Annotated in this window: 25 protein-coding genes, 1 other RNA gene and 1 pseudogene; 13 read left to right on the top strand and 14 right to left on the bottom strand. The window is 65.3% G+C overall.

What is annotated here, in order from left to right:
* The first annotated feature begins 283 nt into the window (after positions 1–283).
* Positions 284–478 carry a hypothetical protein gene (locus tag ACFY3L_RS46025; protein ID WP_389339752.1) on the top strand — a complete coding sequence of 65 codons (195 nt, stop codon included), beginning with the start codon at positions 284–286 and terminating at the stop codon, positions 476–478.
* Here ACFY3L_RS46025 and ACFY3L_RS46020 read toward each other — a convergent pair.
* The 3 genes from ACFY3L_RS46020 to ACFY3L_RS46010 form a co-directional block, all read right to left on the bottom strand.
* On the bottom strand, positions 471–1,046 hold the full coding sequence (locus tag ACFY3L_RS46020; RefSeq protein ID WP_389339750.1) for a Uma2 family endonuclease: 576 nt from the start codon (positions 1,044–1,046) through the stop codon (positions 471–473). The genes ACFY3L_RS46025 and ACFY3L_RS46020 overlap by 8 nt on opposite strands.
* Positions 1,047–1,471: 425 nt before the next feature.
* Positions 1,472–2,089 (bottom strand): hypothetical protein, encoded by a 618-nt coding sequence (locus ACFY3L_RS46015; RefSeq protein WP_389339748.1) that lies wholly within the window; start codon positions 2,087–2,089, stop codon positions 1,472–1,474.
* Positions 2,090–2,791: 702 nt separating this feature from the next.
* Positions 2,792–3,436: a hypothetical protein gene (locus tag ACFY3L_RS46010; RefSeq protein WP_389339746.1), complete on the bottom strand. Its 645-nt coding sequence runs from the start codon at positions 3,434–3,436 to the stop codon at positions 2,792–2,794.
* Positions 3,437–4,251: 815 nt separating this feature from the next.
* On the opposite strand from ACFY3L_RS46010, the gene ACFY3L_RS46005 reads away from it, so the two are divergent.
* Entirely contained in the window at positions 4,252–4,521 is a 270-nt protein-coding gene (locus ACFY3L_RS46005; protein ID WP_389339969.1) for a hypothetical protein, read from the top strand.
* On the opposite strand, the gene ACFY3L_RS46000 is transcribed toward ACFY3L_RS46005, so the two are convergent.
* Positions 4,462–4,974 (bottom strand): Uma2 family endonuclease, encoded by a 513-nt coding sequence (locus ACFY3L_RS46000; RefSeq protein ID WP_389339744.1) that lies wholly within the window; start codon positions 4,972–4,974, stop codon positions 4,462–4,464. The genes ACFY3L_RS46005 and ACFY3L_RS46000 overlap by 60 nt on opposite strands.
* 559 nt (positions 4,975–5,533) lie before the next feature.
* Here ACFY3L_RS46000 and ACFY3L_RS45995 point away from each other — a divergent pair.
* Both ACFY3L_RS45995 and ACFY3L_RS45990 read left to right on the top strand, forming a co-directional pair.
* A complete protein-coding gene (locus ACFY3L_RS45995) occupies positions 5,534–6,919 on the top strand; it encodes a hypothetical protein (protein ID WP_389339742.1) in 1,386 nt (461 codons plus the stop codon).
* A gap of 159 nt (positions 6,920–7,078) precedes the next feature.
* Entirely contained in the window at positions 7,079–7,450 is a 372-nt protein-coding gene (locus ACFY3L_RS45990; RefSeq protein ID WP_389339740.1) for a hypothetical protein, read from the top strand.
* On the opposite strand, the gene ACFY3L_RS45985 is transcribed toward ACFY3L_RS45990, so the two are convergent.
* Both ACFY3L_RS45985 and ACFY3L_RS45980 read right to left on the bottom strand, forming a co-directional pair.
* Positions 7,357–9,300: a hypothetical protein gene (locus tag ACFY3L_RS45985; RefSeq protein WP_389339738.1), complete on the bottom strand. Its 1,944-nt coding sequence runs from the start codon at positions 9,298–9,300 to the stop codon at positions 7,357–7,359. The genes ACFY3L_RS45990 and ACFY3L_RS45985 overlap by 94 nt on opposite strands.
* A gap of 553 nt (positions 9,301–9,853) precedes the next feature.
* Positions 9,854–11,146 (bottom strand): hypothetical protein, encoded by a 1,293-nt coding sequence (locus ACFY3L_RS45980; protein ID WP_389339736.1) that lies wholly within the window; start codon positions 11,144–11,146, stop codon positions 9,854–9,856.
* 554 nt (positions 11,147–11,700) lie between these two features.
* Between ACFY3L_RS45980 and ACFY3L_RS45975 the strand changes: the two genes are divergently transcribed.
* On the top strand, positions 11,701–12,090 hold the full coding sequence (locus ACFY3L_RS45975) for a hypothetical protein (protein ID WP_389339734.1): 390 nt from the start codon (positions 11,701–11,703) through the stop codon (positions 12,088–12,090).
* Here the strand turns inward: ACFY3L_RS45975 and ACFY3L_RS45970 are convergent.
* Positions 12,071–12,799 (bottom strand): XRE family transcriptional regulator, encoded by a 729-nt coding sequence (locus ACFY3L_RS45970; RefSeq protein WP_389339732.1) that lies wholly within the window; start codon positions 12,797–12,799, stop codon positions 12,071–12,073. The two genes, ACFY3L_RS45975 and ACFY3L_RS45970, sit on opposite strands and share 20 nt — an antisense overlap.
* Positions 12,800–12,971: 172 nt before the next feature.
* Here ACFY3L_RS45970 and ACFY3L_RS45965 point away from each other — a divergent pair, with 172 nt between their 5' ends.
* The 3 genes from ACFY3L_RS45965 to ACFY3L_RS45955 are packed head-to-tail and all read left to right on the top strand — an operon-like array spanning position 12,972 to position 14,239.
* Positions 12,972–13,193, top strand: a complete 222-nt coding sequence (locus ACFY3L_RS45965; RefSeq protein WP_389339730.1) for a hypothetical protein — start codon at positions 12,972–12,974, stop codon at positions 13,191–13,193.
* A gap of 29 nt (positions 13,194–13,222) precedes the next feature.
* Positions 13,223–13,669, top strand: coding sequence for a GntR family transcriptional regulator (locus ACFY3L_RS45960; RefSeq protein WP_389339728.1), 447 nt, complete (start codon positions 13,223–13,225; stop codon positions 13,667–13,669).
* Positions 13,670–13,693: 24 nt separating this feature from the next.
* Positions 13,694–14,239 carry an HD domain-containing protein gene (locus tag ACFY3L_RS45955; protein WP_389339726.1) on the top strand — a complete coding sequence of 182 codons (546 nt, stop codon included), beginning with the start codon at positions 13,694–13,696 and terminating at the stop codon, positions 14,237–14,239.
* Here ACFY3L_RS45955 and ACFY3L_RS45950 read toward each other — a convergent pair.
* The 3 genes from ACFY3L_RS45950 to ACFY3L_RS45940 all read right to left on the bottom strand — a co-directional run bounded on the left by ACFY3L_RS45950 (position 14,207) and on the right by ACFY3L_RS45940 (position 15,896).
* Positions 14,207–14,614, bottom strand: coding sequence for a hypothetical protein (locus tag ACFY3L_RS45950; protein WP_389339724.1), 408 nt, complete (start codon positions 14,612–14,614; stop codon positions 14,207–14,209). The genes ACFY3L_RS45955 and ACFY3L_RS45950 overlap by 33 nt on opposite strands.
* A 61-nt stretch (positions 14,615–14,675) precedes the next feature.
* Positions 14,676–15,152: an NUDIX hydrolase gene (locus tag ACFY3L_RS45945; RefSeq protein WP_389339722.1), complete on the bottom strand. Its 477-nt coding sequence runs from the start codon at positions 15,150–15,152 to the stop codon at positions 14,676–14,678.
* Positions 15,153–15,161: 9 nt separating this feature from the next.
* Entirely contained in the window at positions 15,162–15,896 is a 735-nt protein-coding gene (locus ACFY3L_RS45940) for a helix-turn-helix domain-containing protein (RefSeq protein ID WP_389339720.1), read from the bottom strand.
* 439 nt (positions 15,897–16,335) lie between these two features.
* On the opposite strand from ACFY3L_RS45940, the gene ACFY3L_RS45935 reads away from it, so the two are divergent.
* From ACFY3L_RS45935 to ACFY3L_RS45915, 5 genes and pseudogenes are all read left to right on the top strand, one after another.
* Positions 16,336–16,503 carry a hypothetical protein gene (locus tag ACFY3L_RS45935; RefSeq protein WP_389339718.1) on the top strand — a complete coding sequence of 56 codons (168 nt, stop codon included), beginning with the start codon at positions 16,336–16,338 and terminating at the stop codon, positions 16,501–16,503.
* Positions 16,500–17,153: a DUF2637 domain-containing protein gene (locus tag ACFY3L_RS45930; protein WP_389339716.1), complete on the top strand. Its 654-nt coding sequence runs from the start codon at positions 16,500–16,502 to the stop codon at positions 17,151–17,153. The genes ACFY3L_RS45935 and ACFY3L_RS45930 overlap by 4 nt, the downstream gene beginning before the upstream one ends.
* Positions 17,125–17,394 carry a hypothetical protein gene (locus ACFY3L_RS45925; protein ID WP_389339714.1) on the top strand — a complete coding sequence of 90 codons (270 nt, stop codon included), beginning with the start codon at positions 17,125–17,127 and terminating at the stop codon, positions 17,392–17,394. Before ACFY3L_RS45930 ends, ACFY3L_RS45925 begins: the two co-directional genes overlap by 29 nt.
* Complete coding sequence (locus ACFY3L_RS45920) at positions 17,391–19,109, top strand: FtsK/SpoIIIE domain-containing protein (protein WP_389339712.1); 1,719 nt, start codon at positions 17,391–17,393, stop codon at positions 19,107–19,109. Before ACFY3L_RS45925 ends, ACFY3L_RS45920 begins: the two co-directional genes overlap by 4 nt.
* 230 nt (positions 19,110–19,339) lie before the next feature.
* Positions 19,340–20,359: pseudogene (locus ACFY3L_RS45915) on the top strand (recombinase family protein); the annotation flags it as partial.
* A 616-nt stretch (positions 20,360–20,975) separates the two neighbouring features.
* Here ACFY3L_RS45915 and ssrA read toward each other — a convergent pair.
* The 4 genes from ssrA to ACFY3L_RS45895 all read right to left on the bottom strand — a co-directional run bounded on the left by ssrA (position 20,976) and on the right by ACFY3L_RS45895 (position 24,887).
* Positions 20,976–21,349: a transfer-messenger RNA gene (gene ssrA / locus ACFY3L_RS45910) on the bottom strand.
* Between the two features lie 68 nt (positions 21,350–21,417).
* Entirely contained in the window at positions 21,418–22,917 is a 1,500-nt protein-coding gene (locus tag ACFY3L_RS45905; protein WP_389339710.1) for an SRPBCC domain-containing protein, read from the bottom strand.
* Positions 22,918–22,986: 69 nt separating this feature from the next.
* Positions 22,987–23,466 carry an SsrA-binding protein SmpB gene (gene smpB / locus ACFY3L_RS45900; RefSeq protein ID WP_389339708.1) on the bottom strand — a complete coding sequence of 160 codons (480 nt, stop codon included), beginning with the start codon at positions 23,464–23,466 and terminating at the stop codon, positions 22,987–22,989.
* Between the two features lie 116 nt (positions 23,467–23,582).
* Positions 23,583–24,887 carry a M23 family metallopeptidase gene (locus ACFY3L_RS45895; RefSeq protein WP_389339706.1) on the bottom strand — a complete coding sequence of 435 codons (1,305 nt, stop codon included), beginning with the start codon at positions 24,885–24,887 and terminating at the stop codon, positions 23,583–23,585.
* Positions 24,888–25,130 lie beyond the last annotated feature (243 nt).

Below are 25,130 nucleotides of genomic sequence, written 5' to 3'. Positions count from 1 at the left end.
GCGGGTGGAGCGCAACTCCCCCGATGGGGAGCGCCGGCGAAGCCGGTGCGCGAGGAATCCGGAACCTCCACCGCCGGCCAGAGGTGGAGGTGACGCTGGCCTACTTGAACCCGCTGGAGTGGCGTCAGCGACGGCCGGGCCCATCGAGCAAGATGCGCGATGGTTCCGTCCCCACCCGCCGGGCGGCAGTAGGGCATGATCGACGGGCGTGATTCCCGGCCGAGGGTGCCACCCTGCCCGACGCGGGACGTATCCGAACCACCCCATCCATTCAGGAGCGGACATGCGAAAGCATGCACTGCGCCGCACCCTGCTCTACGCAGCGGTGACGGCAGCCACGATCGCCGGCGCGGCGGTCTCCACCACGCCGGCGCACGCCGAGACCGGCACAAGTGTCATTGCGAACGGCGACGTCGTCATCGTGGGCGCGGGAGCCACGGTGGAGCTGACACTGACGTACTTGAACCCGCTCAGGTGAGGCGGCGAGGCACGCGGCGCAGCAGGTCGGCGGTGTCGATCTCGAACGTAAACGGCTGGTCGACGGCGAGCACCTCGCCCGCCTTCGCGACCGTGTGCTCCGCATAGTGCGCACCGTCGAGCCGGAACAACCGCAGCGTCACAGAACCGGGCGGGTCCTGCTCCACGAGCAGGTAAAGATCGATTCCAGCCTTGGCGTACAGTTCCATCTTCACCAGGCGATCGGTCCCGGCGTTGCCCGGCGAAACGACCTCGCCGATCAGGACCACGTCGGGAGCATCGATCACCACACCGTCCTCGTCGGTGTCCGCCACGACGAGGTCCGGGATCATGATGCGTCCGCTCTGCAGCCGGACGTTGACCGCCTCCAGCGCGAGCAGTCCCGCATCGAACGCAGCCCGATCGAGCTCCACGAACAGCAGCGACGACAGGCGCTGGTGCCGCTTGCTCGGTGCCGGACTCACCAGCAGACTCCCGTCCAGCAACTCGATCCGGTCGACGGTCTCGCCGAGCGCAAGGTACTCGTCCTCACTCCACGGTCCTTCGTGTTCGAGCACGGCGACACTCATCAGCTCACACACCTCCCGACGGATGCTTGTCACCAGCCTGCCATGCCAACCACCCAGCGGCGACGCGCACGCCCTCAAGACTCACCCGAAACGATAGCCAACTAGTGGTCATATGCCAATTCGACAGCAGTGCGGTTACAGCCGGCCGAGCGAAGCCGCGGCAAACTTCGTGACGCACACGAACGCTCGTGCCGGACAATCCGGCCGCTCGAGACCCCGCCCGACCCAAGACCATGCGCAACCAGAGCGTGCCGCTACGGTTTGAGGGGGTGTGGGTGGAGCGCAGCTCCCCCACTGGGGAGCACGGCGAAGCCGTGCGCGGGGGACACGACACCGCCAACGGCGAACGCCCCCTGCGTGAGCAGGGGGCGTTCGGCGGTGGAGCTGACCATCGCGTACTTGAACCCGGCCGGCCGACCGACGTGTCAGGTGCCATCCACCATGAGCCAGGCCGGCAGGGGTGAGGACGGAAACACCACCGCGACATTGTCGGCGGATGGTTGCAGTTCCGAACCAGATCGAGAGCTCTCGCCCAGAAGGAGGTTGACGTCGCCGCGGTGGTACCGAAGTGTTGCCCGACGGCACCAGAACCCGTCGTCGTCCGGTTCGTAATGCACCTGGACGTCGAGGACCGACCGGCCCGCGAAGTCGGCCCAGCCACTTCGCGCCGTCACGTCCCACACCGCCACATCCGCTTCGGGTCGTACGGCGTTGCCGAGCAGCGGCTGCTCCCAGAACACCAGCCCCTCGGTCCAGCTCGGCGACTGCCAGGTAACGCCGAACACCCGGCCGTCGGCGCACTCGAGCTCGACACCGTGGTCGATGGAGTCGAACCCATCGCATCGCCACGTCGGTCGCGCCCACTCCGCCTCGTCGACGATCTGGCGCGGCCCCTCGTGTTCGGCAGCAACCTCGTGACGGAAGTAGTCGAGGTCGACGTATCGCACCGCGCGGATGACCGCACCAGCCATCTGCCGAGCGTGCTCCTCACGGGCACGGCGCTCGGCAGCCGTGCGGACGAACGACATCATCGGATCGGACACCGAGACATTGTCGACGGCATCGCGGCCGGCGCACCTGGAAATTCCTGGTGCAGCGGTTGCGTTGGAGGAGGCCGGCTTCGATGTCAGGTGGCCGTTTCCCAGAGCTGCGGACCACGGACAGCACGACAGCACTCCTGTGCGTGAGAGCAAGGGGCGTCGCTCTCGACGAGGGAGAAAGTGTCATACCCCATCGCTACGCTGACCTCAGACTCACGAAGCCTGGGTGGGGACACCCCAATCGACACGGAGCGGACAGGCCACCGCTGCGTGCGACCCGGCAATCGCCACCGTCAAAACAGTGCCTGAAACGCGGACCCTACGGCGCAGGGAGCCGGCCAATGCCGAAGCCCGCAGCGCGGCAACCGAGAAACCCGCGACCGGCGCCAGGCCACGAGTCCGGCACCCCGGCCGCCGGCAACGACCCGGGGCCTCCAGCAACGACCTGCACCTTGGCCGCCGGCAACGACCCACAGCCTGCAGGGAGCAAGCGAATGCGACAGGATCGAGGCGACCTGTGACCATCGACCAGCCAACCCGGCACCCGACCGTGTACACCCCGCTACGGTCTTGAGGGGGCGCGGGTGGAGCGAAGCTCCCCCGATGGGGAGCACCGGCGCAGCCGGTGCGCGGGGACACGACACCGCCAACGGCGAACGCCCCCTGCGTGAGCAGGGGGCGTTCGGCGGTGGAGGTGACCTTCGCCTACTTGAACCCGTCGGCATGAGAAGGCCCGAGTCCGCGGTCACCGAGCCGAGCCAGTGGCGAGCCGGGAAAGATCACCGCGACATTGTCGGCGGACGGCTCGAGCCGCCAGTCAGGCGCCCGCGCCTCCCCCAACACGAGCGCCACGTCGCCACGCCGGAAGCTGATCACGACTTGCCGGCACCAGTACCCTTCGTCACTCCACGGCTCGTAGCGGAGGTGGACACCTCTGACAGTCCTGCCGACGAAGTCCTGCCAGCCACTTCGCGACGAAACGTCCCAGACCGCCACCGCCGCATCGGACACCACGGCATTACCGATCAACGGCTGCTCCCAGAAGATCAGCCCTTCGATCCAGCCCGGCGACTGCCACGTAACACTGAACACCCGGCCGTCGACACACTCGAACTCGACGCCGTAGTCGATCGAGTCGAAGCCTTCGTAGCGCCATGACGGCTGCCGCCATTCCACCTCGTCGACGATTCGCCGCGGGCCTTCGTGGCCACCAGCACGCCGCTCACGGGCATAGTCGATGTCGACGTACCGCACAGCCGCCAGGACGGCATCCGCCATCTGCCCGGCATGCTCCACACGCAGGCGGCGCTCAGCTCGGGTACGGACAAATGACTTCATCGGATCAGGCACCAGATCATTCTCGGAACACGCACCATGTGCGGCGAACCAATTCACAACCTCACCCCACCTCCACAGCCCCCCGAAACTGTCGTACCCCGTCGTCAGGCTGATCCCAGCACCATCGCAGAAACCGACGCCTCCCAGCAGAGCCGCGAGGCACACGGCGCAGCAGTCCTCACCATCATGACTGTCGTCGAGGAGGGCCAATCCTCGCGCGACTACTGTCGGAGTGTGTCCACCGAGCACGTATGGCACCGTCCGCCGGTCACGTTCCCGAACTGCGTCACCAGTGGCCCTTCGGGCCGGGTGACGCACGCGGCGTCCAGCCGGGCAACGCTCTGCGGCGTCCCGCTGTCCCGGCAGGGCCGACGACAGCGCCAGCGCCGCAGCCGGCAGTGCCGATGAAGCTGCTGGGGCAGCGGGAGGCAGTAGTCTCGCTGAAACCGATGCGCCGCGACTAACCTCTGATACTTTGCCCGGTTCGGAAGGCATTAGTGTTCCGGGTAGACTGGGTCCTCAACAAATGGCGCAGTTGTCACGTCGATTCGGTGTCGAATTCGCGCTTGCCTATGACGCTGGACCCGACCCATCGGGTGGTGGCGGATCGTACACACTGTTCTCCGGCGCTCCTAACAGTTTGCATGTTCCTCCCACAGAGGGTCAGTTCTTGATCTACCACACGCACCCTGGTGGTACGCGAGTCGCCAGCCTTGCCGACATCGGCTACATTCTAGGCCTTCGGAGGCACCATGGGTCGCCCCAGCGGTCGAGTATGATTGTCCTGCCCGACGGTAGTACTACTAGATTTGGCGACTCGTACGGAAATGGCGACTTTCCTCGTCCTGCGGGAAGGCGTCGCACTCCATAAGGATTTCATGATGGAAATCGACCGACTAGCGGATGAATTGCCTTTCCCGCTATCAGAATGGGTTCTCGTGCACTACGATGATCAGCCAGTAGAGGACGCTACCCTGTTCCATCTGCCGACTAAATCCGGAATTCTGATCGAAATTGACGATGAAGAGCATCGAGACTTAACCCGTCGTCTTATCGCCAGCGGCATGCCTGTCATTCACGAAATCTTGCGAGACTGACGGGGTTTCCTGTAATGGAGGTTGACGGCTCCCGCGCGGTAAACATTCACATCTTGTGAGGCTGTCGGCCAAGCGTTGAGGATGACTTTCGTGCCGGCAGGTTTCTGCGGGGTCGTCGGTGATGGGTCGCGGGTCGCGACTCGCCGGGCTGAGCTTGGGGTGTTTGCCGGTCCCTGGCCGGATGTGATGCGGTGCGCGAGTGCGTGATCCGGATAGCTCGCCGTCGCCGGACGTCCAGGCAACTGCCCTTGCCAACCAGAGAACTCCGGCACGGTTTTGAGGGGGCGCGGGTGGAGCAAAGCTCCCCCGGGGGAGCACCGGCGGGTTCCGCTCGACGGGCAGGTAGAGGCTGATTCCGGCCTTGGCATACAGCTCCATTTTCGCCAAGCGGTCGGTTGCGGCGTTGCTCGGGGAAACGACCTCGACCACCAGACCGCAGCGAGACAATCGCATCGCCTCCCGGCAACGACAGCTGCGAGCACCCAAAACTGTCGTACCCACTCACTAGGCTGACCCCCGACATCACAACGACTTCTCGGCTTCCAACGAGGAGGCCTAACGACGTGGCAAACGAGACCGGGACCTTTCGGCCCGCCAGCAGACACGCCGCGGCATGCACGCGCAGCGGATCCTGCCAGGCGGCACGCCGGCAGTGCGAGGCGCAGCCGAGCATGGGGGGCGCGGGGTGGCGCAGCCCCCCGCCTGGAGCAGCCGGAGGCTGCGCGGGGAATCCGAACCGGAACGGTGAACGCCCCCTGCGTGAGCAGAGGGCGTTCACCGGTTCGGTGGAGGTAGCCCTCGCCTACTTGAACCCTGCCACACCATCTCTTCAGTAACCTGGGCGAACAACACGTCTCGCGGGAACGCCGGTCGAGCGAGAGGTATGCAGGGAACTAGTCGCCAGCGGCCGACGCGATGAAGCACCTCCCGTTCGTCACCAAGATTCCACGACAGACCGACGAACCGCGCAACCCGCGCCCCTGACCAACTTACGTGCACGTAAGCTATGACGATGGGCCAAAAGGATTTGACTAGTCCAGGTGAAACGCCAGCGTTTGGCGACAGCCGTGACGCAGTAATCGCCCGCGCAAACTCCGGCGGGCTGGAAATCAAATACGTCGAGCCCAGCAATGGTGATGGCCCGCAATATCGAAGCGCTGCGATACTATTCCCAAATGGCAGGGAAAAGCGCAGAATTCCCTTGACGAAAACAAAGTGTGACACCCTACTACAAACCAACTTCGAGCATTGGACCATCCTTGGAGAATACTCGGCATTGCTAGACAAGAAGGAAAAGATGATCGAGGCGTACATGCGTCCCACATCTGTATATTCGCCATATGCCATTTACGACCTACCCGGCATTACGTTTAGCCAAGGCGAGACTTCCACACTAGATGACGAGTCGAGTACAGGGGATGACCCTTCACTTGTCGATACCCCACCCACCTTCAGACTTCGCAGCCCCGATCGGCCATGGGTCCTGCATGTAGAGAGCAGCGGAACGTACGAGGTCGAATTCTCGCCTGCCAGCACCGGGATTCTTATTCTTGACCCGAACATCATGCGCCGCGATCGCGACTCGAACATGAACCGCACCGCAACGCTTAAGATCCGGAATGTACAGACGGAACGCCACGACGACGCGCTAGCGCTGCTTGAAAAGATGGCCTCAAGCCTATTTTTCGAGATGGATCTAATCTACGGTCAGTTGTGGCAGCTTGCGAAGGTCCCCCAACGATTAGCGACGCGTGGTGACCGCCAAGCAACCACTAGCGCGACATCAGTGCGGCTTCCCCGGCTACAATATGCGACCGAAGCAATCGCGCTATACGAATACGGTAGAGCCGCACGCGGAACACCTCTACTTGAATACCTTGCCTTCTATCAAGTGATCGAATATTTCTTCCCGTTCTTTTCCCGCGCTGAAACTCTCCGCAGGATGCGACGCGAACTCGCCGACCCGAGATTCGACCTGCACAACGATTCCCACATTAACCAGCTCCTATCGATCGCTGGCCAGTCTGGCCGCAGCTCGTTCGGAGAGCGCGATCAACTAAAAGATACGATCGGCGCCGTATTCGATGACACACAACTGACTGATTTTATTAAGCAAACCGAGGACTTCCAGAAGTTCGTCACCGAGAGTCGCGAGCTTAAGGACGTCCAGATGATCAATCTTCGAGACCGCGGTACCCGCGTCGCCCACCAAGTTGCAGATCGCGTATACGACATACGCTGTCGTATCGTGCACACAAAAGAAGACGGCGGGAGGGCTGGAGCAAAAATGATGGTACCGGGCAGTCGGGAGTCCAAGCTGCTGTCCTATGACATCGCCTTGGTGCGCTTTCTTGCCCAGAAGACAATCATCGCAGGCGGTTGGCGCGCTCCATGGTAAATGCGGTTGCTGCGTTACAAACCTCGTCAGATGCTCGACCTCCGCAGGCCGGCGGCACCCGCGAGCGCACCCACAACCACTTCCTCAAGGGCGTCGTCTGGTGTCACCGCTACCAGCGGCGACTCATGATCATGTGAGGCACAGAGGCACAGAGGCAGCATGTACTTCTACTACATGTACTTCTACTTCTGCCAGGGGCGCCAGAAACACCTCTGCGATCTGCCGTACCTGCCGACCGCCAAGCTCGAAGCAGCCATGATCGACAACTACGCCACGGTGATGCTTCCGGCCGAGCTCAGCGCCCGGATCGCCGTGCGGGGCGGCGACGTGCTGAACCATTCGACCGCGACGCGGGGTGAGATCCGAGACGAGGTCAAGGCGCAGCTCGCCAAGCTGAACACCCAGGAGGATCGCTTCCTTGATCTCGTCGGCTACTACTACGCCGCCACACCGCTTTCAACCATACGATCCAGCGTCACTACCTCGGCCGGACCTGGATGCGCGACGGTGGAAACCACAGGCGTTGGGTAGTCGAAGACGAATTGCTGCCACCTACGTGCGTACTCCGCAGGCAAGCCATTGTCTGCAACAATGATCTGAAGCCGATCTTTATACGACTCCGCCAGAATATCCAATTGCCGATACAAATTGACAGCAAGTGCATCGCCTGCACCGATGGACTTTCGAGGCGTATCCAGAATCAAAAATGCCGGCATGTCCGAAGTCGGCTGGCGTAGCGCCGTTGCGACTACCGTTACCCAATAGCCGACAATTAGCGCTGTACGGATCCCCCCGGTGCTGACCCTGTCGAAGCGCACGCCATTGACGAACGGCAAGAAGGTCTTGTCATCGATTCGTACCTTTTGAACGCCAGGCACCCCTAACCTCTCAAGCGTGTGCGCGTAGTCTTCGGTCATCGTTGAGATAAGGTCATCTCGTACCTCCTTCAGCTCTGTCTCTCGACGCGCGGTCCGGTCCTTCAGCGAGTTGCGTTTGCTCCGAGCATTCGCCGCCACAAGCGATATGTCGCCTGCCCGATCCCAATACCGGAGCCTTTCTTCCATTGCCGCTAGTCGCTCCTCAGCAACCCCAACGGAGTTGCTAACGTCCGCGTAAGCTTGGAGCCTCGGACTTACCAGCTCACGCGTTCGTTCATCGACAGCGTTGGCCAACTTTCGAGCATGCTCCTCTGCGCTCGCCAGTGAGATTTGCAGATCGGAAAGACGGCCAGACCCCGACGCCAGCAACTCCTCGACCTCGGCGGCCTGTGCCATCATTTGCCCAGTCTCATAGGACTGACTACCGTCACCAACCGGTACAACATCCGGCTGAAGGCAGAGGCGGCAGGCGCCAGGTGGATATTTCCTGTCCCTAATGGACTGACTGCAGCGCGGACATACAATAAATTCAATATCGGCAAGGCGCAGACCGGCATCGTGTGCACGTTGCAACCGTGCAAGATCTTGCCTAATTCCAGCCGCTAGAGCACGACGATCCTCATTCGTTTTCTCCAGCATAGCAATCTCATGCCGAAGATCGTCTACTCTTTCTTGCGTCGTAGCTAGCAGGTCTCGCAGGACATCTGTATGAGCGTCAAGGGGGTCAGAGGCCTCGTCACTCAGCCTGCGCAACTGCTCCCGGCCCCGCGCGAGGCTTTCGATCGCAAGTGATTGCGCATTGAGCACCTGCTCACGACTCTCAACGCCAACATCGGCAAGGAACTGGAAAATGGTTCGTTCCTCTGCCTCTGCTGCAACCAACTCTTGTTCGGCAACAAGCAGGTCTGCCTTCATTTTCAAATGCGCTTGATCCGTAAGCCCAAAGAATAGCTCGAATACTGACCGCCGCTTAGGTTCACGATACGAGTCGCTATGGTGCGCGATACTACGGTCAATTTCCGGCTGCTCGACATACAAAGAAGTCCAAACATCGTTGAAAGTAATCAACGACGGCTTGCTGGTAGCCTTAGCTGTTGCCGCTGAAGCGCGAACATCATGCGGAAGTCCAAGCGACGTTAGGAGCAGCTTGCCGACGGTTAGGACTTCTCTGCCTTTAGAATCTTCTACAGGGAGAATTCCCAGATCCTCCGCGCTAACGAGATCAGTAACCGCCATTCGGTCAACATCGCCGTGAATCGACCGCCGAAGCCGGAATCTACGTTCTCCGGCAACCACTTCGAGTGACACACTGGAGATGTGATCAATTACTACGGGACTGAACTTCGCCCGTCCGCCAACACCATATTTGATCAACTCCAACAGCGTGCTCTTGCCCGTCCCGACAGGGCCATCTAGAACCGTAAGAGGCCCACGGAACGGATAGAACACGGAGCCGCCTTCAGTGGCCAGAGTCACTGAATTGATGCGAAAGATCACACTCATGGTCTAATGACCTCCCTGTGGGGACGGTCCATCACGTCGGGCAGCTTCGCATATATCAATTCCTTCAGCCGGTTACCCGTCCAAGATCCAACATGATCTGCGACTGCTTGGCATCGTGCCGCCACATCATGCCAAGCTGCACTCGCAGCTAGATCTGACGCTACCTTTTGCCCTTCCCGAGTCACCTTAAGAGCTACGCTTCCCGTTCGCCCTGCCGCGTAGGACACCAAGCCTTTTCCGATCAACGCGCCAATGACAGGATAGTATTTGTCATCCCATGGACCATACTTGTATCGAATCATGGGAGATTCAACCTCTCGCCTATCATCATCGGTCAGATTTAGGCGAGCATCACCAATCAGTTCTTCGACCACATATGTGGCAAGCACTGGGTAACGAACTAGAAAGTCCAGCTTCGCTAGCTTGGTGAGTCCGTCGAGTTTACGCGCCGTCCCTGGTGCGCGTGTTACTGCATGTATTAGAAGCAGTACTCGCGCCTGGTGGTAGACCATGTCGTTTTGAACTGCCTGCGCGAGCCGGACGTTCGTCTCACTCATCCGACTCCCTCCTCGACGCCGGCTCTAGCCTTCGGACGACTCGCCCGCAGTAACGTCTGGGCCAGCTCAACATCGAACTCAGGTCCAAACCATACTTGGCAACGGCTAGCAAGGTCGCAGATGCCGCCGAGCGCAAGGAGCGAATCACCGCTAAGTGGCAGGTCCTTGAGCGCTGGAGTGAGATCACGACTGCTCAAACGCTGCCACATGGCAGAGCCGTAGAGGGAGTCACCTGATGCACTGGCGGCGGCCTCAGCCGCCGCGCTTGCCGCCACACGCAAATGCATCTCAGCGTCTGCAAAGGCGACGGATGATCCCGGAACATCCGGCATTCTTTCGTGCATTGCTCGGCGCCAGCGAGCAGCCAGCGACTCGGCAGTTAAAATGGTCGTCGGACTGCATCCACCATGATGGAGTTTGGCTGCGAGCCTGGTTGCTGCGAGCGTAAGGTCTACACTTACATACGCTTGTGGTGCCAGCACAGCAGTATTAACTGCGGCGATAACGTCGCTCGCTGTTACATGTCGTCGACGAAGCTTCCGCGCGAGACCGTCAGCCGGGGTTTCGCGTTTGAATCGACCGATTAGAGCCGCCAGTTCACCAAGTGGAACCTTTCCTCGTCCGCGCATGCGCTGCCGGAACATGCCGAGGACCGCGGCCCAAGCTGCCTTACTCGCATCTCCGTTCGTAGACAGGCCTAGTTCTTCTAGTAGCGGCTCGGCGTATTTCACGGGTGCCGCTGCTGCGATGTCGTCCCGTTGTGGGCGGCGTGTGTCAAATTGAAGTATCGCAAGAAACGCCGCGACTTCTTCCAGTAATTCGTCAGACGGATATATCTTTGCTTTTGGCGTTTTCTCAGGGACTCGCCACTCGTTTGGCAGGTTTGCTTTATCTGCATGTCGAATAAGCTCGATCGCGAAGGCTCGAACTTCTTGGACGCAGTCGAGTGGCGAGCTTCCTAGCCTGAGCTTTTGGCACGCCTCTCTAAGTTGAGAAGGCTCGCCAGTGCCAAGTTCGGCATTGGTTACCATCCGACACTGAACAGTTTTTCCGAGGACGCCCCATCGCGCGAACAGATGTGCTAGACCGCCGTCATCGGCCAACGTCGCCCATGTCCAGGAGCCACTCGACAATTCGCGGTGCTTTACTGAAACGAGTTCAACTTCATCTTCGTCCAATACGGCATAATCTTCATGATGCTCACATAGTACGGATCTATTCGACACACCATTCTCGGCCTGCTCCTGCGCATGCATCGCCGCAATAGTGAATCCGTCTGCGGCAGCCACGGCTGCCTGCCAGTCGAAGAGGTCTGCCGTGGTTGCGCCAGCATCTTCCGATGCAGGTGTGCTAAACAGCCTGCGACGCGCTGTCACGGCTCCACCTCCCACCGTAGCCGTTCCGAGGATTCTCGCTCATTGCAGCCAGCATGGATAGACCCTGATCGGCGAATCTTGCCGGGGCGGTACGCCACCACCTTTCACCAGACGGTCATATCCGCCAGAGTCGGCCACTTCCACGGGACGACAACCCAAGGACTCGCCTCGCGTTGTCGTCCATCCACTGCTGCAGTGGTCGTCACGGAACAAATTGCAGCGGCGATCTTCGAACGGCTACCGACATGAAGACGGTGTGTCCGCATACATGCGAGTGCCGGCAATGAGTTGAACGAATTGGCAGGACGTGGTGGCCGTCCCAGGACGTCTCGCTTGCGTTGTCGCTCCAGACAACGCAGTGAGCCACTCTTACACACGACGAGTCCAGCGGCTTTTGCATGAGCAAATGAGCGGAGTTGACCATGACTACAGATTCGGACTTCCCAGCAGGAGCGCGGAGCGCGGCGGTGACGCACAAGCTAGGCCAGGACCAAACCTCCGGCACCGGCTCTCGTTGCAGCAGTTGCGGCGCATGGGCCATCAAGTACAGAATTGCGATGCAGGCGACCTATTACCTGACGTTGCACATTGTGAGCCCGCGGCTTCGCGAACATGTGGTGGAGGACTTGGCGAGCGGCTACGCCGCTGCGCTGGCCAGCAATGAAGGCGTCGAGGTCGCTGAGTACTTCGAGGCGTACATGGATCGAGTTGAGCGCACATTGGACCCGGAAAGGCTCCGCGCGGGCGAGCACATGTTCGAGTTTCGGCGGGTCTGGTCGAACCATGCGGTTCGGTTGGGTGAGCGGCAGCTTCGGCAGGCTCGGCGTGCCGGGAAAGCTAGCCGACGTAAGAGGTAGCTACGGACCAGACGCGTTCGATGGCAGTGATGTACCTGGCGCTTACGCCGTCGGGTTCATGCCGCTGTAGGTGCATAACTGGGGCGTGGGCGGCTGGGACGCCGTGGATGTGGAGGTTGACCAGGGCCTCGTTGTCGGCTCGGTAGATCGAGTCGTAGAGAACAGTGTCGTGGAGCCGGACTTCCACGTGTGGAAGGCGTTGGAGCGGCTTGATGAGGACGAGGGCGTTGCGGATGCGGGCGGCCATCAGGTCGCCGATCTGCTCCTCAGCGCCTCGGGCCGCTACATGGTGGCTGTCGACGTCGCCTAGGGCGATGCGGATCGGGACGCCTGCCTCGGCCTTCATGGCGAGGGTGCGAAGGATGACCGGGTCCTCCAGCAGGAACAGCGCGCTGTAGGCGATGATGTCGATCGCCTCAGTCGCCCGGCGGAATACCGAGTGCCAGACGTCGAGCGGGACGAGGCTGCGGTTGGCATAGGCCATCCGGACTTCATCCGTGCCGGTCTGCGGTTCTCGTACAACAGTGTCTGGCCAGAGGTCTGCGACGGACCAGCCGGTCATGCGGGACAGTTCGTTGCGGTAGCGGGGGTACGGGATTCGGCCGTTGAACCAACGGTCGACGGTCTTGGGGTCGACCTGGAGGTGGGTGGCGACGTCGAGGGCGTTGAGGCCGACGCTGGCGAGGGCGCGGGTGAGCGGATGTCGCATGGTGACCTCCTGCTAGCCATCGAGTGCAGCCGATTCTAGTCAAGAAGTCCCTAGACGTCCCTCGGATGCGGTTCCTGGGCGAGGGCGTACCGGGAAGGCTGGCGAGGGACGGCACGCCTTGGCCACTCGGCCCGCCCAGGTGCGATGTCGCGCAGACGGAAGCGAGACGGGCATGGCAGGGCATGAGGCGGCGCAGCGTGCGGCGGATGCGTTGGCGGTAGCGCTGGAAGAGGCCGGCTTTGACGTCGGGCGCGCGTTCCCCGACCTGCGCACCACTGTCGACCAGGCAGGCTCCGCGCATGTCGAGATCGGCCCCATGGCGCCGGACGTCGCGGGTCAGCTTGCGGGTTTGCTGACGGAGGCGGCCGGAAGAGGCGTCACCCTGGGAGACTGACGGGCGATCGGTACGGCAGGAAGGGCATCATGCGGTCAACGGCTTGGGGTGCCTACAAGGGCATCACGGAGGCACTGCGTGCCCGGCTCGCCTCGGGCGAGTTCCAGCCGGGAGCCGCTCTGCCGTCCGAGGCCGCGTTGGTTGCCGAGTACGGCGTCGCGCGCAACACGGTGCGCCGCGCACTGGAGCAGCTCGCCGAGGAAGGACTGATCGTCACGCAGCCCGGCCGAGGGCGGCTGGTCAACGCACCCGGCCAGCGAACAGCCGCGACAAGGCCCCACTACCAGCGCATCGCCGCCGACCTCAGGGAACAGATCACGTCCGGTGAGTTGGCAGCCGGCGCGCTGCTGCCGAGCGAGTCTGCCCTGGCTACGCGATACGGCGTGGCCAGAGGGACGGCACGGCAGGCGCTCGCAGCGCTCCAAGACATCACGGTGTCGGTGCAGGGCAAGGGTCGCTTCGTCAAGCCGCAGTGATCGTTCGCCACTAGTCTCGGACATGTGGAACATGTCCGATGGGCGCGGGACGTTGCCGGGCGGTTGCTGGCCGAGCCGTTGCCGACGCGGTGGGCTCACGTTCAGGGCGTCGGGCACACCGCAGAGAACATCGCCCAGGTCGTCGGCGATGACGCCGAGCTGCTGGTCTGCGCGGCGTGGCTGCACGACATCGGCTACGCCCCAAACCTCAACAAGGTCGGCTTCCATCCCCTCGACGGCGCGCGGTACCTCCGTGACGTCGAGCACGCGGACGATCGGCTCACCCGTCTCGTCGCCAACCACTCGTGCGCGCTGATCGAGGCACGCTACCGCGACCTCGACGGTGACCTCGCCCAGGAGTTCCCGAGCCCGGCGGACTTCGTCCTGGACGCCTTGACCTTCTGCGACATGACGACCAGCCCTACAGGTGCCCGGGTCGACCTGGACGAGCGGCTCAGCGAGGCGTTCGAACGCTACGGTGACGGCCACCTCGTCACCCGGTCGCTGACCGAGGCACGCCCACAACTGATGGCGTCGTTACAGCGGGTCGGGGCGGCTCTCTACGGCTGAAGCCAGGGAGCCCTGTTCGTTGCGGGTCCACCGGCGGCCGGCGCTATCCAGGAACTCGATCTCGATCGGCTCGGGGTTGACGTACGAGCGCAGCCACGCCACCGGGGCGGGCCGGCGGATCGTCTGCCCGGGCGGCACCATGCCGATGAACTCGACGTCTCGTTCGTCCCCTGACGACGCGTCCGGCATCGGTAGCTCGACTTCGTAGATCGGCATGTCGCTGGCGTTGTGGATGTGGAACGCCAGCTCGCGGGTGCCGTCCGGTTTGCGGTACGCCTCAACCCACGCGCTGATCCTGGCGGCTTGACCGCGTCGCTCGTCCTCGGCGCGTTCTGCCTCGCGGTTCTGCTCCCGGCGCAGGAGCACAAACCCCACAACGAACGCACCGACGGTGCCGAGTGCGGAGAAGACGCTCGCTGCGGCGTTAACCCAGTCGCTACCCAAGATGCGGCTTCCCGTTTCCCGCGAGGTAGTGCGAGATCCGCAGCCGCATCGACCGGTCCATCTGCAACCCCTCGACGTCAGACGGCGCGACCCAGTGCACCTCCCGCGACTCCAAACTCGGCGTCGGCGTCCCACTAACCGGCCGGGCCGTGTACACGATGGAGAACTCCTGCCGGGCCTCGCCGTTGCTCGTGTACAGGATGATGTGCCGAGGATCGGTGAAGATGCCGACGAGGCCGGTCACCTCGACGTGGATCCCAGTCTCCTCAAGGGTTTCCCGCACCGCGCAGTCGGTCATCGACTCCCCCGGGTCCATCGCCCCGCCCGGCAGCGCCCAGTTGTCGTTGTCCGTCCGCCGGATCAGCAGCAGTTCACCAGAGTCGTTGACCACGACGACGTTCGCGGACGGCACGACGCTGTTGGCCGGCGGCGCGGCAGGGTCGTCGAAGAAGTCGATACGGCGAGCCAATGCAGGACCTCACTCCAGTGGTGTGCCGGTGTTCCAGACCCGGTCGAAGCTCTCCAGATACGTCCCGACCATGTCCCCGCCGTTGACGTGCCGCAGGTGCAGCACCGGAGCGTTGGAGGCGGGCGTGCCGTAGATGTGGGTGTTGACGAGCACCTGGTCGTCGGCGCGGTAGATCGAGTTGTAGAGGATCGTGTTGTGTAGCCGGAACTCAATGCCGTCGATGTTGCGCAGAGGCTGGTACAGCACGATCGCGTTGCGGCACCGCGCGGCCATGTCCATGTCGATACCCTCGTCGATGCCGCGCTGCGTGACCTCGGCGCTGTCCGGGTCGCCGATGAGGATGCGGATGTTCACGCCGTCGGCGGCCTTGCGGCGGAAGATGCGCTGCACGCCGGTGTCCTCGGGGATGAATAGGCCGCTGTAGGCCAGTACGCCGATCTCGCGTTCGGCGTTGTCGAAGAACATCCGCCACATGTCCGACGGCACCGTCCACCGGGCCGGGTAGATGTTGATGATCTCGCTCTCGGAGGCGTTCGCGACCTGGTCACGGGTCAGCGCGTCCGGCCACAGGTACGCCTCGTCCACCCCGAGGTGCGCGGCCACGGCGTAGCGGTGACGGCGGTACGGCAGGCGCCCGCTGATCCACCGCTCGACGCTCTTGGGATCGACGTCGAGCACATCGGCGAGATTCGTCGGCGTGAGGCCGCGTTCCAGCAGCGCTGAGCGCAGACGTTCGTTCGGCATGGCTCCCCGTCGCAGGACGTCCCGGCAGATGCCCACAGTAGGCGAGACATCTTCAACACGTCCAGCCATGACCTGAACACGTCCCGTGCCCAAGCCGCATGCTCATGGCATCGAAGCACAACGAACCTTCACCGGTCATCAGCTTCGCTCTAGACTTGCACATGTATATCATGTGCAAGTTTCAGAGGAGGGCCGGTGAGCAACCGAAAGGAGTCACAACGTTGCCTCTCCCCGGCCCGCTCGATGGGGAACGCCGCTGCCCGTGCGGGGCACAGCTCGACCGGGATCACGCCACCTACTGCAAGAAGTGCCGCTCCCGGGTCCGCTGGCAGCGACGGCACACCGGCCGCATCCACCGGCGTCCCGGGCCGTCCACCAACACCCCGAACGCCTGAGCAGAAAGGAGTCCACGCTGTTCGTCTCGGTCTCAGCCGTCCTGTTGCTCGGACTGCTCGTGTACCTGCTGTGGCGCTACGCCCGGCTGCCCCTCTGGCACATCGCCGCCTGCACCCTGTTCGGCTACTTCCTCGCCTCCTCCACCGTCGGCCCGCACATCGGCCGGCTGCTCGCCGCCGCCGTCCGGTACCTCGCCGGGGTGGACCTGTGACCAGACAGCGCGACGGGTGGGTGATGGCCGGGATGCTCGTCGCCGCGACCTCGGCGGCCGTCGCCAGCTTCACCGGCCTGCGCGGCCTCGCCGTCCTCAGCGGCTGGCCGGAACGGCTCGCCATCCTGCTGCCGGTCACGATCGACGCGTACGCCATGACCGCCGCGCGGGTGTGGCTGTCCGGCACCAACCCGCGCCGCGCGGTCCGGTTCGCCCGCGCCAACGCCATCGGCGCCATCACCACCAGCATCGTCGGCAACGCCGTCTACCACGCGGCAGCCGCCGACCTCATCACCGTGACGTGGCCGGTCGTGGTGGCCGTCGGTGCCGTACCGGCGGCCGTCCTCGGCCTGACCGCCCACCTCCACGCGGTCCGAACCGCCGAGGACAGTCCGGACCCCGGTCCGGACTCAGGTCCGGCCCAGAAACCACCGGTCCGGACCGAGGACGAACTCCTCAAGGAAGCCCGCGACGCCGACACGAAGCACCGCGCCGCGAACAACGGCCGGCCGATCAGCCGCGACGCGCTCCGCACGGAATTGCGCATCTCCGGGCCGCGAGCCACCGCGCTACGCCGACAACTCGCCGCCGAATCCCAAGCACCCGAACGAAAGGAGACTGATGCCCGAGGCACCCAGACCCACCGTTGACCGCACCGCCGTCCTCGCCCACGTCGACGCGGCGCTCAACCGTGGCACCCGCGTCGCCCTCTGGACCGCCATCGCCGACATCCCCGTGCTCCTGGCCGAGATTGAACGCCAAGCCACCCTACTGACCGTCGCCCGCACCGAGTACGCCAACCTCCTCGCCGCCGCCCGAGCCACCCTCGACGCGCACAACGACGGCGACACCGACCCGCTGACCTACCTCCGCGACGAGGTGCAGCGATGAGAGCGTACGGCCGACGCCACCGCGCCTGGCGACGACGGCACAGCCAACCGCTGATGCTCGTCGCCGACGAACCGAGCCTCATCGCCGAACTCGCCCGACTGCTCTACCGCTACCGCTCCGAACTCGCACCCTTCACGACCGCGACGGCACTGTTCATCACGGCCGCGTTCCTGCACCTGAGCCACCCGACCGCGTGGCCGTGGATCCTCGGCGCCACCGCCGCCGTCATCGCACGCGTCATCACCCGCAGCGAGCGGCTGGAGGAGCGGATCTACGCCGCGACCGCGACAGCATGCGCAGGTGGCTGGCTCGCCATCGCCGTCACCGCAGGCCCATGGCACGGACCGCTCCCGACGCTGCTGGTCGTCGGCACCCTGACCGGTGCCGTGCCGTGGTGGGCGCACCGCCGCCGCAGAGCACGCGTCCGAGTCGACCGCGCCATCCAGGCATGGCCGGACATCGCCGACAGCATCGGCCTCGCCGGATCGCGAGTCATGTCCGCCGTGGTCGACGTCTGGGGCTGGCGCGCCCGCATCAAACTCAACAACGGCCAAACCGTCGCCGACGTCATCAGCCGCGTCCCCGCCATCGAATCCGGCCTCGGCACCCGCACCGGCGCCGTTCGCGTCGAAGCCGACCCCGCCCACGCCGGCCGCGCCATCGTCCGAGTCCTCGCCCAGGACCCGCACGCCGGCGCCATCCCCTGGCGCGGACCAAGCGTCCAATCGGTCGCCGACCCCATCGAACTCGGCGTGTTCGAGGACGCCGCCGCCGTCAAGGTTTCGTTGCTACGCAAACACGTGCTGATCGGCGGCACCACTGACTCAGGCAAGAGCGGCGTCCTCAACAACATCCTCGGCAACCTCGCCACCTGCCCCGACGTCGTCCTCTGGGGCATCGACCTCAAGGGCGGCATGGAACTCCGCCCATGGGCATCCTGCCTCGCCAGACTCGCCACCACACCCGCCGAAGCCGCAGCACTCCTCCGCGACGGCGTCCGCATCCTCAACGCCCGCGCCGAAGCCCAGAGCCGCGACGGCTCCCGCACCTGGACCCCGACACCACAAGCGCCCGCGCTCGTCATCGTGGTCGACGAGTACGCCGAACTCGTCGAACAAGCCCCTGAAGCCGTCGAATCCGCAGAATCGATCGCTCGGCGCGGACGAGCGGTCGCCGTGACCCTCCTCGCCGCCAACCAGCGCCCGACACAGAAATCGATGGGTGGTGGCGCACTCCGCTCGCAGATGAGCGTCCGCATCTGCCTCCGCGTCAGGGAACGCCGCGACGTCGACCTCATCCTCGACAACGGCATGCTCAGCGCCGGCTGGCACGCCCACACCCTCGACGCCCCCGGCAAGTTCTACCTCCTCGCCGACGGCCACACCCAACCCAGACGCGCCCGCGCCTACCTCGTCACCGACGACAACGTCCAGACAACCGCAGCCCGATACGCCGACACCCGACCAGCGCTCGACGCGATGTCCGATGCCGCACTCCAAGCACCCGACGACGAGCCCGTCATTGAGGGCGAAGTCATCGACCCCGAAACCACCTTGACCATGGCGCTGCGCGACGCCCCGAGCGACGGCCTCAGCGTCCCCGAACTCATGCACTTCACCGGAATGGGCCGCACATGGATCTACGACCGACTCCAAACCCGCGCCGAACAAGGCACCGCCCGGCAAGTCAGCCGCGGACGCTGGCGCGCCACCTGAACGTCCGCACGGACGTCCGTCCGCCACGCGCACGCGTCTGCGCCAAGAAACGCGCGGACGGACAACGGACGGACGACCACGCGGACGTCGCTGAGAAGCCGGAGAGGAGGCGCCCGCGCACCGACGCAAACCAAGGAAGCGACGGCTCGTACACGTCGATGAAGACCTGCTCATCAGAGCGCTCGTGCTGATGGCCGAAGAACGGACCAGGACCAAACCGGAGGACTGAGATGACCCGCCACCACGACCGGCCGACGACCACCCGCAAGCGCGCCTTCAGCTACCTGCGCGTGTCGTCGGCCGGTCAGGTCAACACCGACTACGACCCTGAAGGCATCTCGCTGCCCGCTCAACGCGCCGCCATCCAGGGTCGCGCCGCGCAACTCGACGCGGACATCGTCGCCGAGTTCATCGAGCCGGGTCGCTCGGCGACGACGACCGGCAAGCGGCCGGAGTTCCAGGCGATGATGGCGCGGCTCAAGGCCGAGGGCGGAATCGACTACGTGATCGTGTACGCCCGGTCGCGGCTGCACCGCAACAGCATCGACGCGGCGATCACCAAGCGGGACCTCCGCAGGGCCGGCGCGACGCTGATCTCGGTCATGGACTACACCGAGGACAACGCCATCGGCGACCTGGTCGCCACCGTCCTCGACGGCGTCAACGAGTACCAGTCCCGGTCGGCCGGCGCCGACATCGCGTACAAGATGAGCCAGAAGATCGCGCGAGGCGGCACGGTCAGCAAGGCCCCGATCGGCTACCTCAACGTGCGGGAGACGTTCGAGGGCCGCGAGGTGCGCACGGTCGCAGTCGATCCGGAGCGCGGCCCGCTCATCAGGATGGCGTTCGAGCTGTACGCCACGGGTGACTACGGGTTCCACGCGCTGATCGAGGCGCTGACTGACGCGGGTCTCAGGACGAGGCCGACGAAACGGTTCCCGGTCGGCACGCCGATCTCGATCAACTCACTTGGGAACCTCCTCCGCGAGCGGTACTACCTCGGCCTCGTCACCAACAAGGGTCAGGAGTACCGAGGGCGGCACGAGCCGCTCGTCGGCGAGGAACTGTTCGCGGAGGTACAGCGGATGCTCGACCTCCGCAGAGCCGGCGGCACCCGCGAACGCACCCACAACCACTACCTCAAGGGCGTCGTCTGGTGTCACCGTTGCCAGCGACGGCTCATGATCATGCGAGGCAAGAGCCACACCGGCAGCCTGTACTTCTACTACTTCTGCCAGGGACGCCAGAAGCACCTCTGCGACCTGCCGTATCTGCCGACGGCGAAGGTCGAGGCAGCGATGATCGACAACTACGCCACGGTGATGCTCCCGGCGGAACTCAGCGCCCGAATCGCGTTGCGGGTCGGCGACGTGCTGAACCATTCGACCGCGACGCGGGACGAGATCCGGCAGAAGGTCAAGGCGCAGCTCGCCAAGCTGAACACCCAGGAAGATCGCTTCCTCGACCTCGTCGGTGACGCCGACTGGCCACAGGACAAGATCGCTCAACGTCTCCGAGCAATCCGCGACGAGCGGTCGAGGCTCGCCCGGCAACTCGAAGAGGCGCCGGACACCGGCGCGGCACACGAGACCATGCAGGAGTTGCTCGATCTGCTGCGTGACCCGCAGGAGCTGTACCGCCAGGCCGGCGCCAAGGCACGGCAGGCACTCAACCGGACGTTCTTCGAAAAGGTCTACCTCGACGCCGACGACCAAGGGCCGTTCGTGGCGTCCGACGACCTCGGCGCCCAGGTCAAGCCACTGGCCGAGATAGCCAGAGGCGGGGCCACCGATGTCGGTGACCCCGCCTCTGATGGCGATCTCCTCCGCGCCGCTCTTGCTGGCGCGGGTTCGATTACGCCCTCCATGGTGGAGGTGCCGGGAATCGAACCCGGGTCCTTCGTTGCTTTGTTAGGGCTTCTCCGAGCGCAGCTCGCTGTGTCTCTACTCGGCCCTACCGATCACGCGAGCGAGTCGGTATGACGGGTCCAGTCGCGATTGATCTCGCCGCACGAGCCCCGCGACAGGACTCGGTTGGCCAGCCTTCTAGCTGATGCCGGTGATCGGGTCGAAGGCGAACCCGGACCGACAGATCTCTACCCTTGCTTAGGCAGCGAGAGCGAGATCGGAGCGCTTGTAATTGGCGCTTATACTTTTCCGACGACTGATTCACGAGACAACGTCGGCTTCCTCGGCTCGCTTCCCCTAACGCGGCGCACAAAGTCGAAACCAGTCACCCCCGCGCGGGTGGTGTTGGCCGCCGCTCCCACCGAGCGACTGATCTAGAGTAACGCGTCGCGTCCAGCTTTTCATCCCGATACCTGGGTGCACGGACGGCCGTCGATGGTGCAGTTGAGGGGAGCGTTGCGGACGCCGAGGCCCTGGACCTCGAAGCGCAGGGTGGCGGTGCCGCCGGCGGCGATGGTGCGGGTGCTGTCGACCGGGGTGAAGATCACCTTGAGGCCGGTGCGGGTCATGACGGCGCCGTCGACGTTGCGGACGGTGAGGTCGAGCAGGGGCAGGACGACGGCGACGGTCCAGCCGGTGCTGGCGCCGGGGCCGGGGTTGGTGATGGTGACGGTCACCCGGTAGGACGTCAGCGTGAGGTCCTCGGTGCGGCTGCCGGCGATGAGCTGCGGACCGGACGCGGCGGCCACCACGCTGGGCGCGCCCGGCGAGGAGGGCGGCGCGGTCGCCGCGGCGGAGCTCGCGGAGACCAGGGCGGGGCGCGAGGAGCGCTCGGCCGGCGTGCCGGGGAACGTGGCCTGCACTGGCCCTTCGAGGCCGCCGCCGGTGCGCGGCGGCTTGGCCGGGTGCGGTGCGGTGGCCTTGCCGACGAGCAGGGCGATCATCGCGAGCAGCAGCAGGATCGCGGCCGCCGCCGCCATGGCCTGGCTGCGACGGTCGGCGGACCAGTCACGAGCTGCGGCGACGCGTCGCACCCGCGCGACGATCGCGTTTGCGGCAGATGTACCGAGGGAGCCCAGCCGACGCACGTAGGCCGCGATCCCTGATGGCCGTGTCGACCGGTGGCTGGGCGCGGAAGGCGCCACAGCGGCGAGCGATGTGGTGGCAGGCGATGTGGCGGCTGGTGCCGCGACGGCGAGCGGCGCGGCGGTCGTGGCGGTGTCCCCGCCGACGGGCACGGCCGCGACCCCGGTCGCCCGGGCGCCAAGGACCGCGGCGGCGAAGCCCGGCATGGTGGTCGTCGGGCGAGGGCCGGCGGTGGAGCGCGTGTGCGAGCTGAGCCCGGGCGCGGAGCGGCTCGGCCCGCTGAGCTGGCGCGGCAGCCGGTTGAACGGCCCGCCGTCATTGCGCCGCACGGCCGCCGGCGAGTCGGTGGCGACCGCAGCGGACGGAGCGGACGGAGCGGCCAGGGCGGACGGAGCGGGCGGCAGGGCGTGCTTCGCCAGGGTCGCCGTGAGCGGGCCCTCGAACAGCTGCTGGTACGTCCTGCGCAGCACCCTGCGCCGCATCGTCCCCTGCGGGCCGAGGAACCCGCTCTGGGTCATGGTGAATCGGGTGCCCCCGCCGGGCAGCTCGTCGAGCGTCAGCGCGACGACGGTGTGCAGGTTCTCCCCCGACCAGCGCATGACCAGGCGGTGCGCCGTCTCGGTGGTGACGACCTCGCCCTCGATCGGGTCCTCGAGGCCGGCGAGGGCGGTCGCCTGGAACGTGAACGTGCCGTCGTCGCGGACCATGAACCGGGTCGTGGGCAGCCAGTCGGTGACGAGGTGCGCCTCGGTGAGCGCACGCCACACCGCGGACGGCGGGTGCTCGAGGTCAACATCGACCCGAATCTCGGTCACGCACGGACTATATGGCTTGCACGCATTGCTCGCTCGTCTGTCGAGCACTACTCAGCCACGCGGGCCGATTTACTCGGTTCTGCCCTTGTTGCGACTGCCCATGACGCGAGAGATCTCCCGCTCGGCGTCACGTTTCGCCAGTGACTGGCGCTTGTCGTAGGACTTCTTGCCGCGGGCGAGGCCGATCTCCACCTTGGCCCAGCCGTCGGCGAAGTAGACCGACAGCGGCACCAGCGTGAGGCCGCTCTCGCGGACCTTGTTGCCGATGCGGCCGATCTCCTGCCGCTTCAGCAGCAACTTCCGGACGCGACGGGGAGGGTGGTTCGTCCACGTGCCCATCGTGTATTCGGGGATGTGCATCGCGTGGAGGAACACCTCGCCGTCGGAGATCTGCCCGAACGCGTCGACGAGCGAGCAGCGCCCGGCGCGCAGCGACTTGACCTCCGTGCCGGTGAGCACGACGCCGGCCTCGAGCGTCTCGAGGATCTCGTAGTCGTGACGCGCCTTCCGGTTGGACGCGACGACCTTGCGTCCCTTTTCGCGCGGCATCGACCCCTCCACAAACCTTGACAGGAGTATCAGCGTATCGCGCTGAGCAAGCACGTTTCCGGCGGAGCGGAGCGCGTCGCGGCACCCCGGCCGGTTCCAGGACCCGGTGCAAACGGTCAGCAGAGGCAGCCCGGCAGCCAGTTCAGCGGCTGGACGGGGCTGCCGTTGAGGCGGACCTCGAAGTGCAGGTGGTTGCCGGTCGACGCGCCGGTGGTGCCGACCCGGCCGATGAGCTCGCCGCGGTGCACGGTCTGGCCGACGCGGACGAGGATCTGCGACTGGTGCCCGTAGCAGGTGGCCAGCCCCTTGCCCTGGTAGAGGCCGTGGGAGATGCAGGTGTAGTTGCCGTTGCCACCCGCCCAGCCGGCCCGGACCACCTTGCCGTCGGCGGCCGCGACGATCGGCTGGCCGCCGCCGGCCGCGACGTCGATGCCGGCGTGCAGCTGGTACACCTTGTAGACCGGGTCGAAGCGCATCCCGTAGTTGCTGGACTTCCAGCCGTGCACGGGCATCAGGAAGAAGGCGCCGGTCTTCGGCGGGACCGCGGTGGTGAGCGGCGCGCCGCCGGTGCCGGACCCGCCGGTCTTGCCGGCCGCCTTGGCCGCCTTCGCCGCGGCCGCCGCCTCCGCCGCAGCGGCGGCCCGCAGCTCGCCGGCGACGCGCTCGCTGTCGACCTTGAGCTGCTGGTAGCGGGCGAGGACGGCGGTGCGCTCGGAGTTGGCGACGGCCTCGGCCTGCGCGCTCTTGTCGATCAGGGCCCGGACGTCGGCGGCGGCCTGCTCGGCGCCGGCCTGCGCGGCCATGCTGTCCTGCAGCGCCTGGCGGGTCTGCTCGGCCGCCCGGCGGGCCTTGTCGCGGGCCAGCTCGGCGACGTCGGAGCGCTGCTTGGCCGACATCCTGGCGCGGGTCAGGTCGTCCAGCGCCCGCTGGCTCTCGGCGGCGACGCGGTCGAGGTATGAGATGCGCAGCGCCAGGTCGTTCGGCGAGCTGGACTCGAGGATCGAGTTGACCATGGCGAAGCCGCTGCCCTTGTACGTGGCGGCGACGAACACGGACACGTCGGCGCGGCCCTGCTCGACCTCGGCCTTGGCGGCGTCGTAGTCGTCGTCGGCCGCATCGAGCACGGCCTCGGCGGCGTCCCGGTCGCGCGCCGCCTGGCGTGCGGCGGCGTCGGCGGCGATGACCCGGCCCTTGGCCTCCTCGAGGGCGTCCTCGGCGCCGGGCAGCGCGGCGGTCGCGGCGGCGTGGTCGGTCGCCGCCTGCTGGGCCCGCTCGGTGGCAGCCTCGAGGGTCGCTTGCGTCTCCTGGATCTGGCGGTCGATGCGGGCCTTGTCGTCGCGGGCGTCGGCGTGCCCGGCCGTGCCGCTGCCCAGCAGCACGACGACAGCCCCGATGGCGCAGAAGATCCTGATCCGGTTCACGTAACCCTCCAGTACCACTTGAGGGTTACCGTACGCAGCGAAAGACTCATAAGTCAGGAATTCTGGCGAAATGCACCTATCGTGGCGCACTTCGGATATACGACGAGGGGTGGGGCGGGAACCCGCCCCCCCCCCCTGGTAAAACCCCCCCGGGTCCTCCCCCCCCGAGAAACCCACCCGGGTGCCGGCCCGGGTGGCGCGGGCCCCGCCCCCCGCCGCCGCGGGGGCCCGCCGCCACCGCCC

This window comes from Dactylosporangium sp. NPDC000521 (assembly GCF_042898305.1).
GTDB lineage: Bacteria > Actinomycetota > Actinomycetes > Mycobacteriales > Micromonosporaceae > Dactylosporangium.
This window is presented reverse-complemented; position numbering and strand designations above follow the sequence as displayed.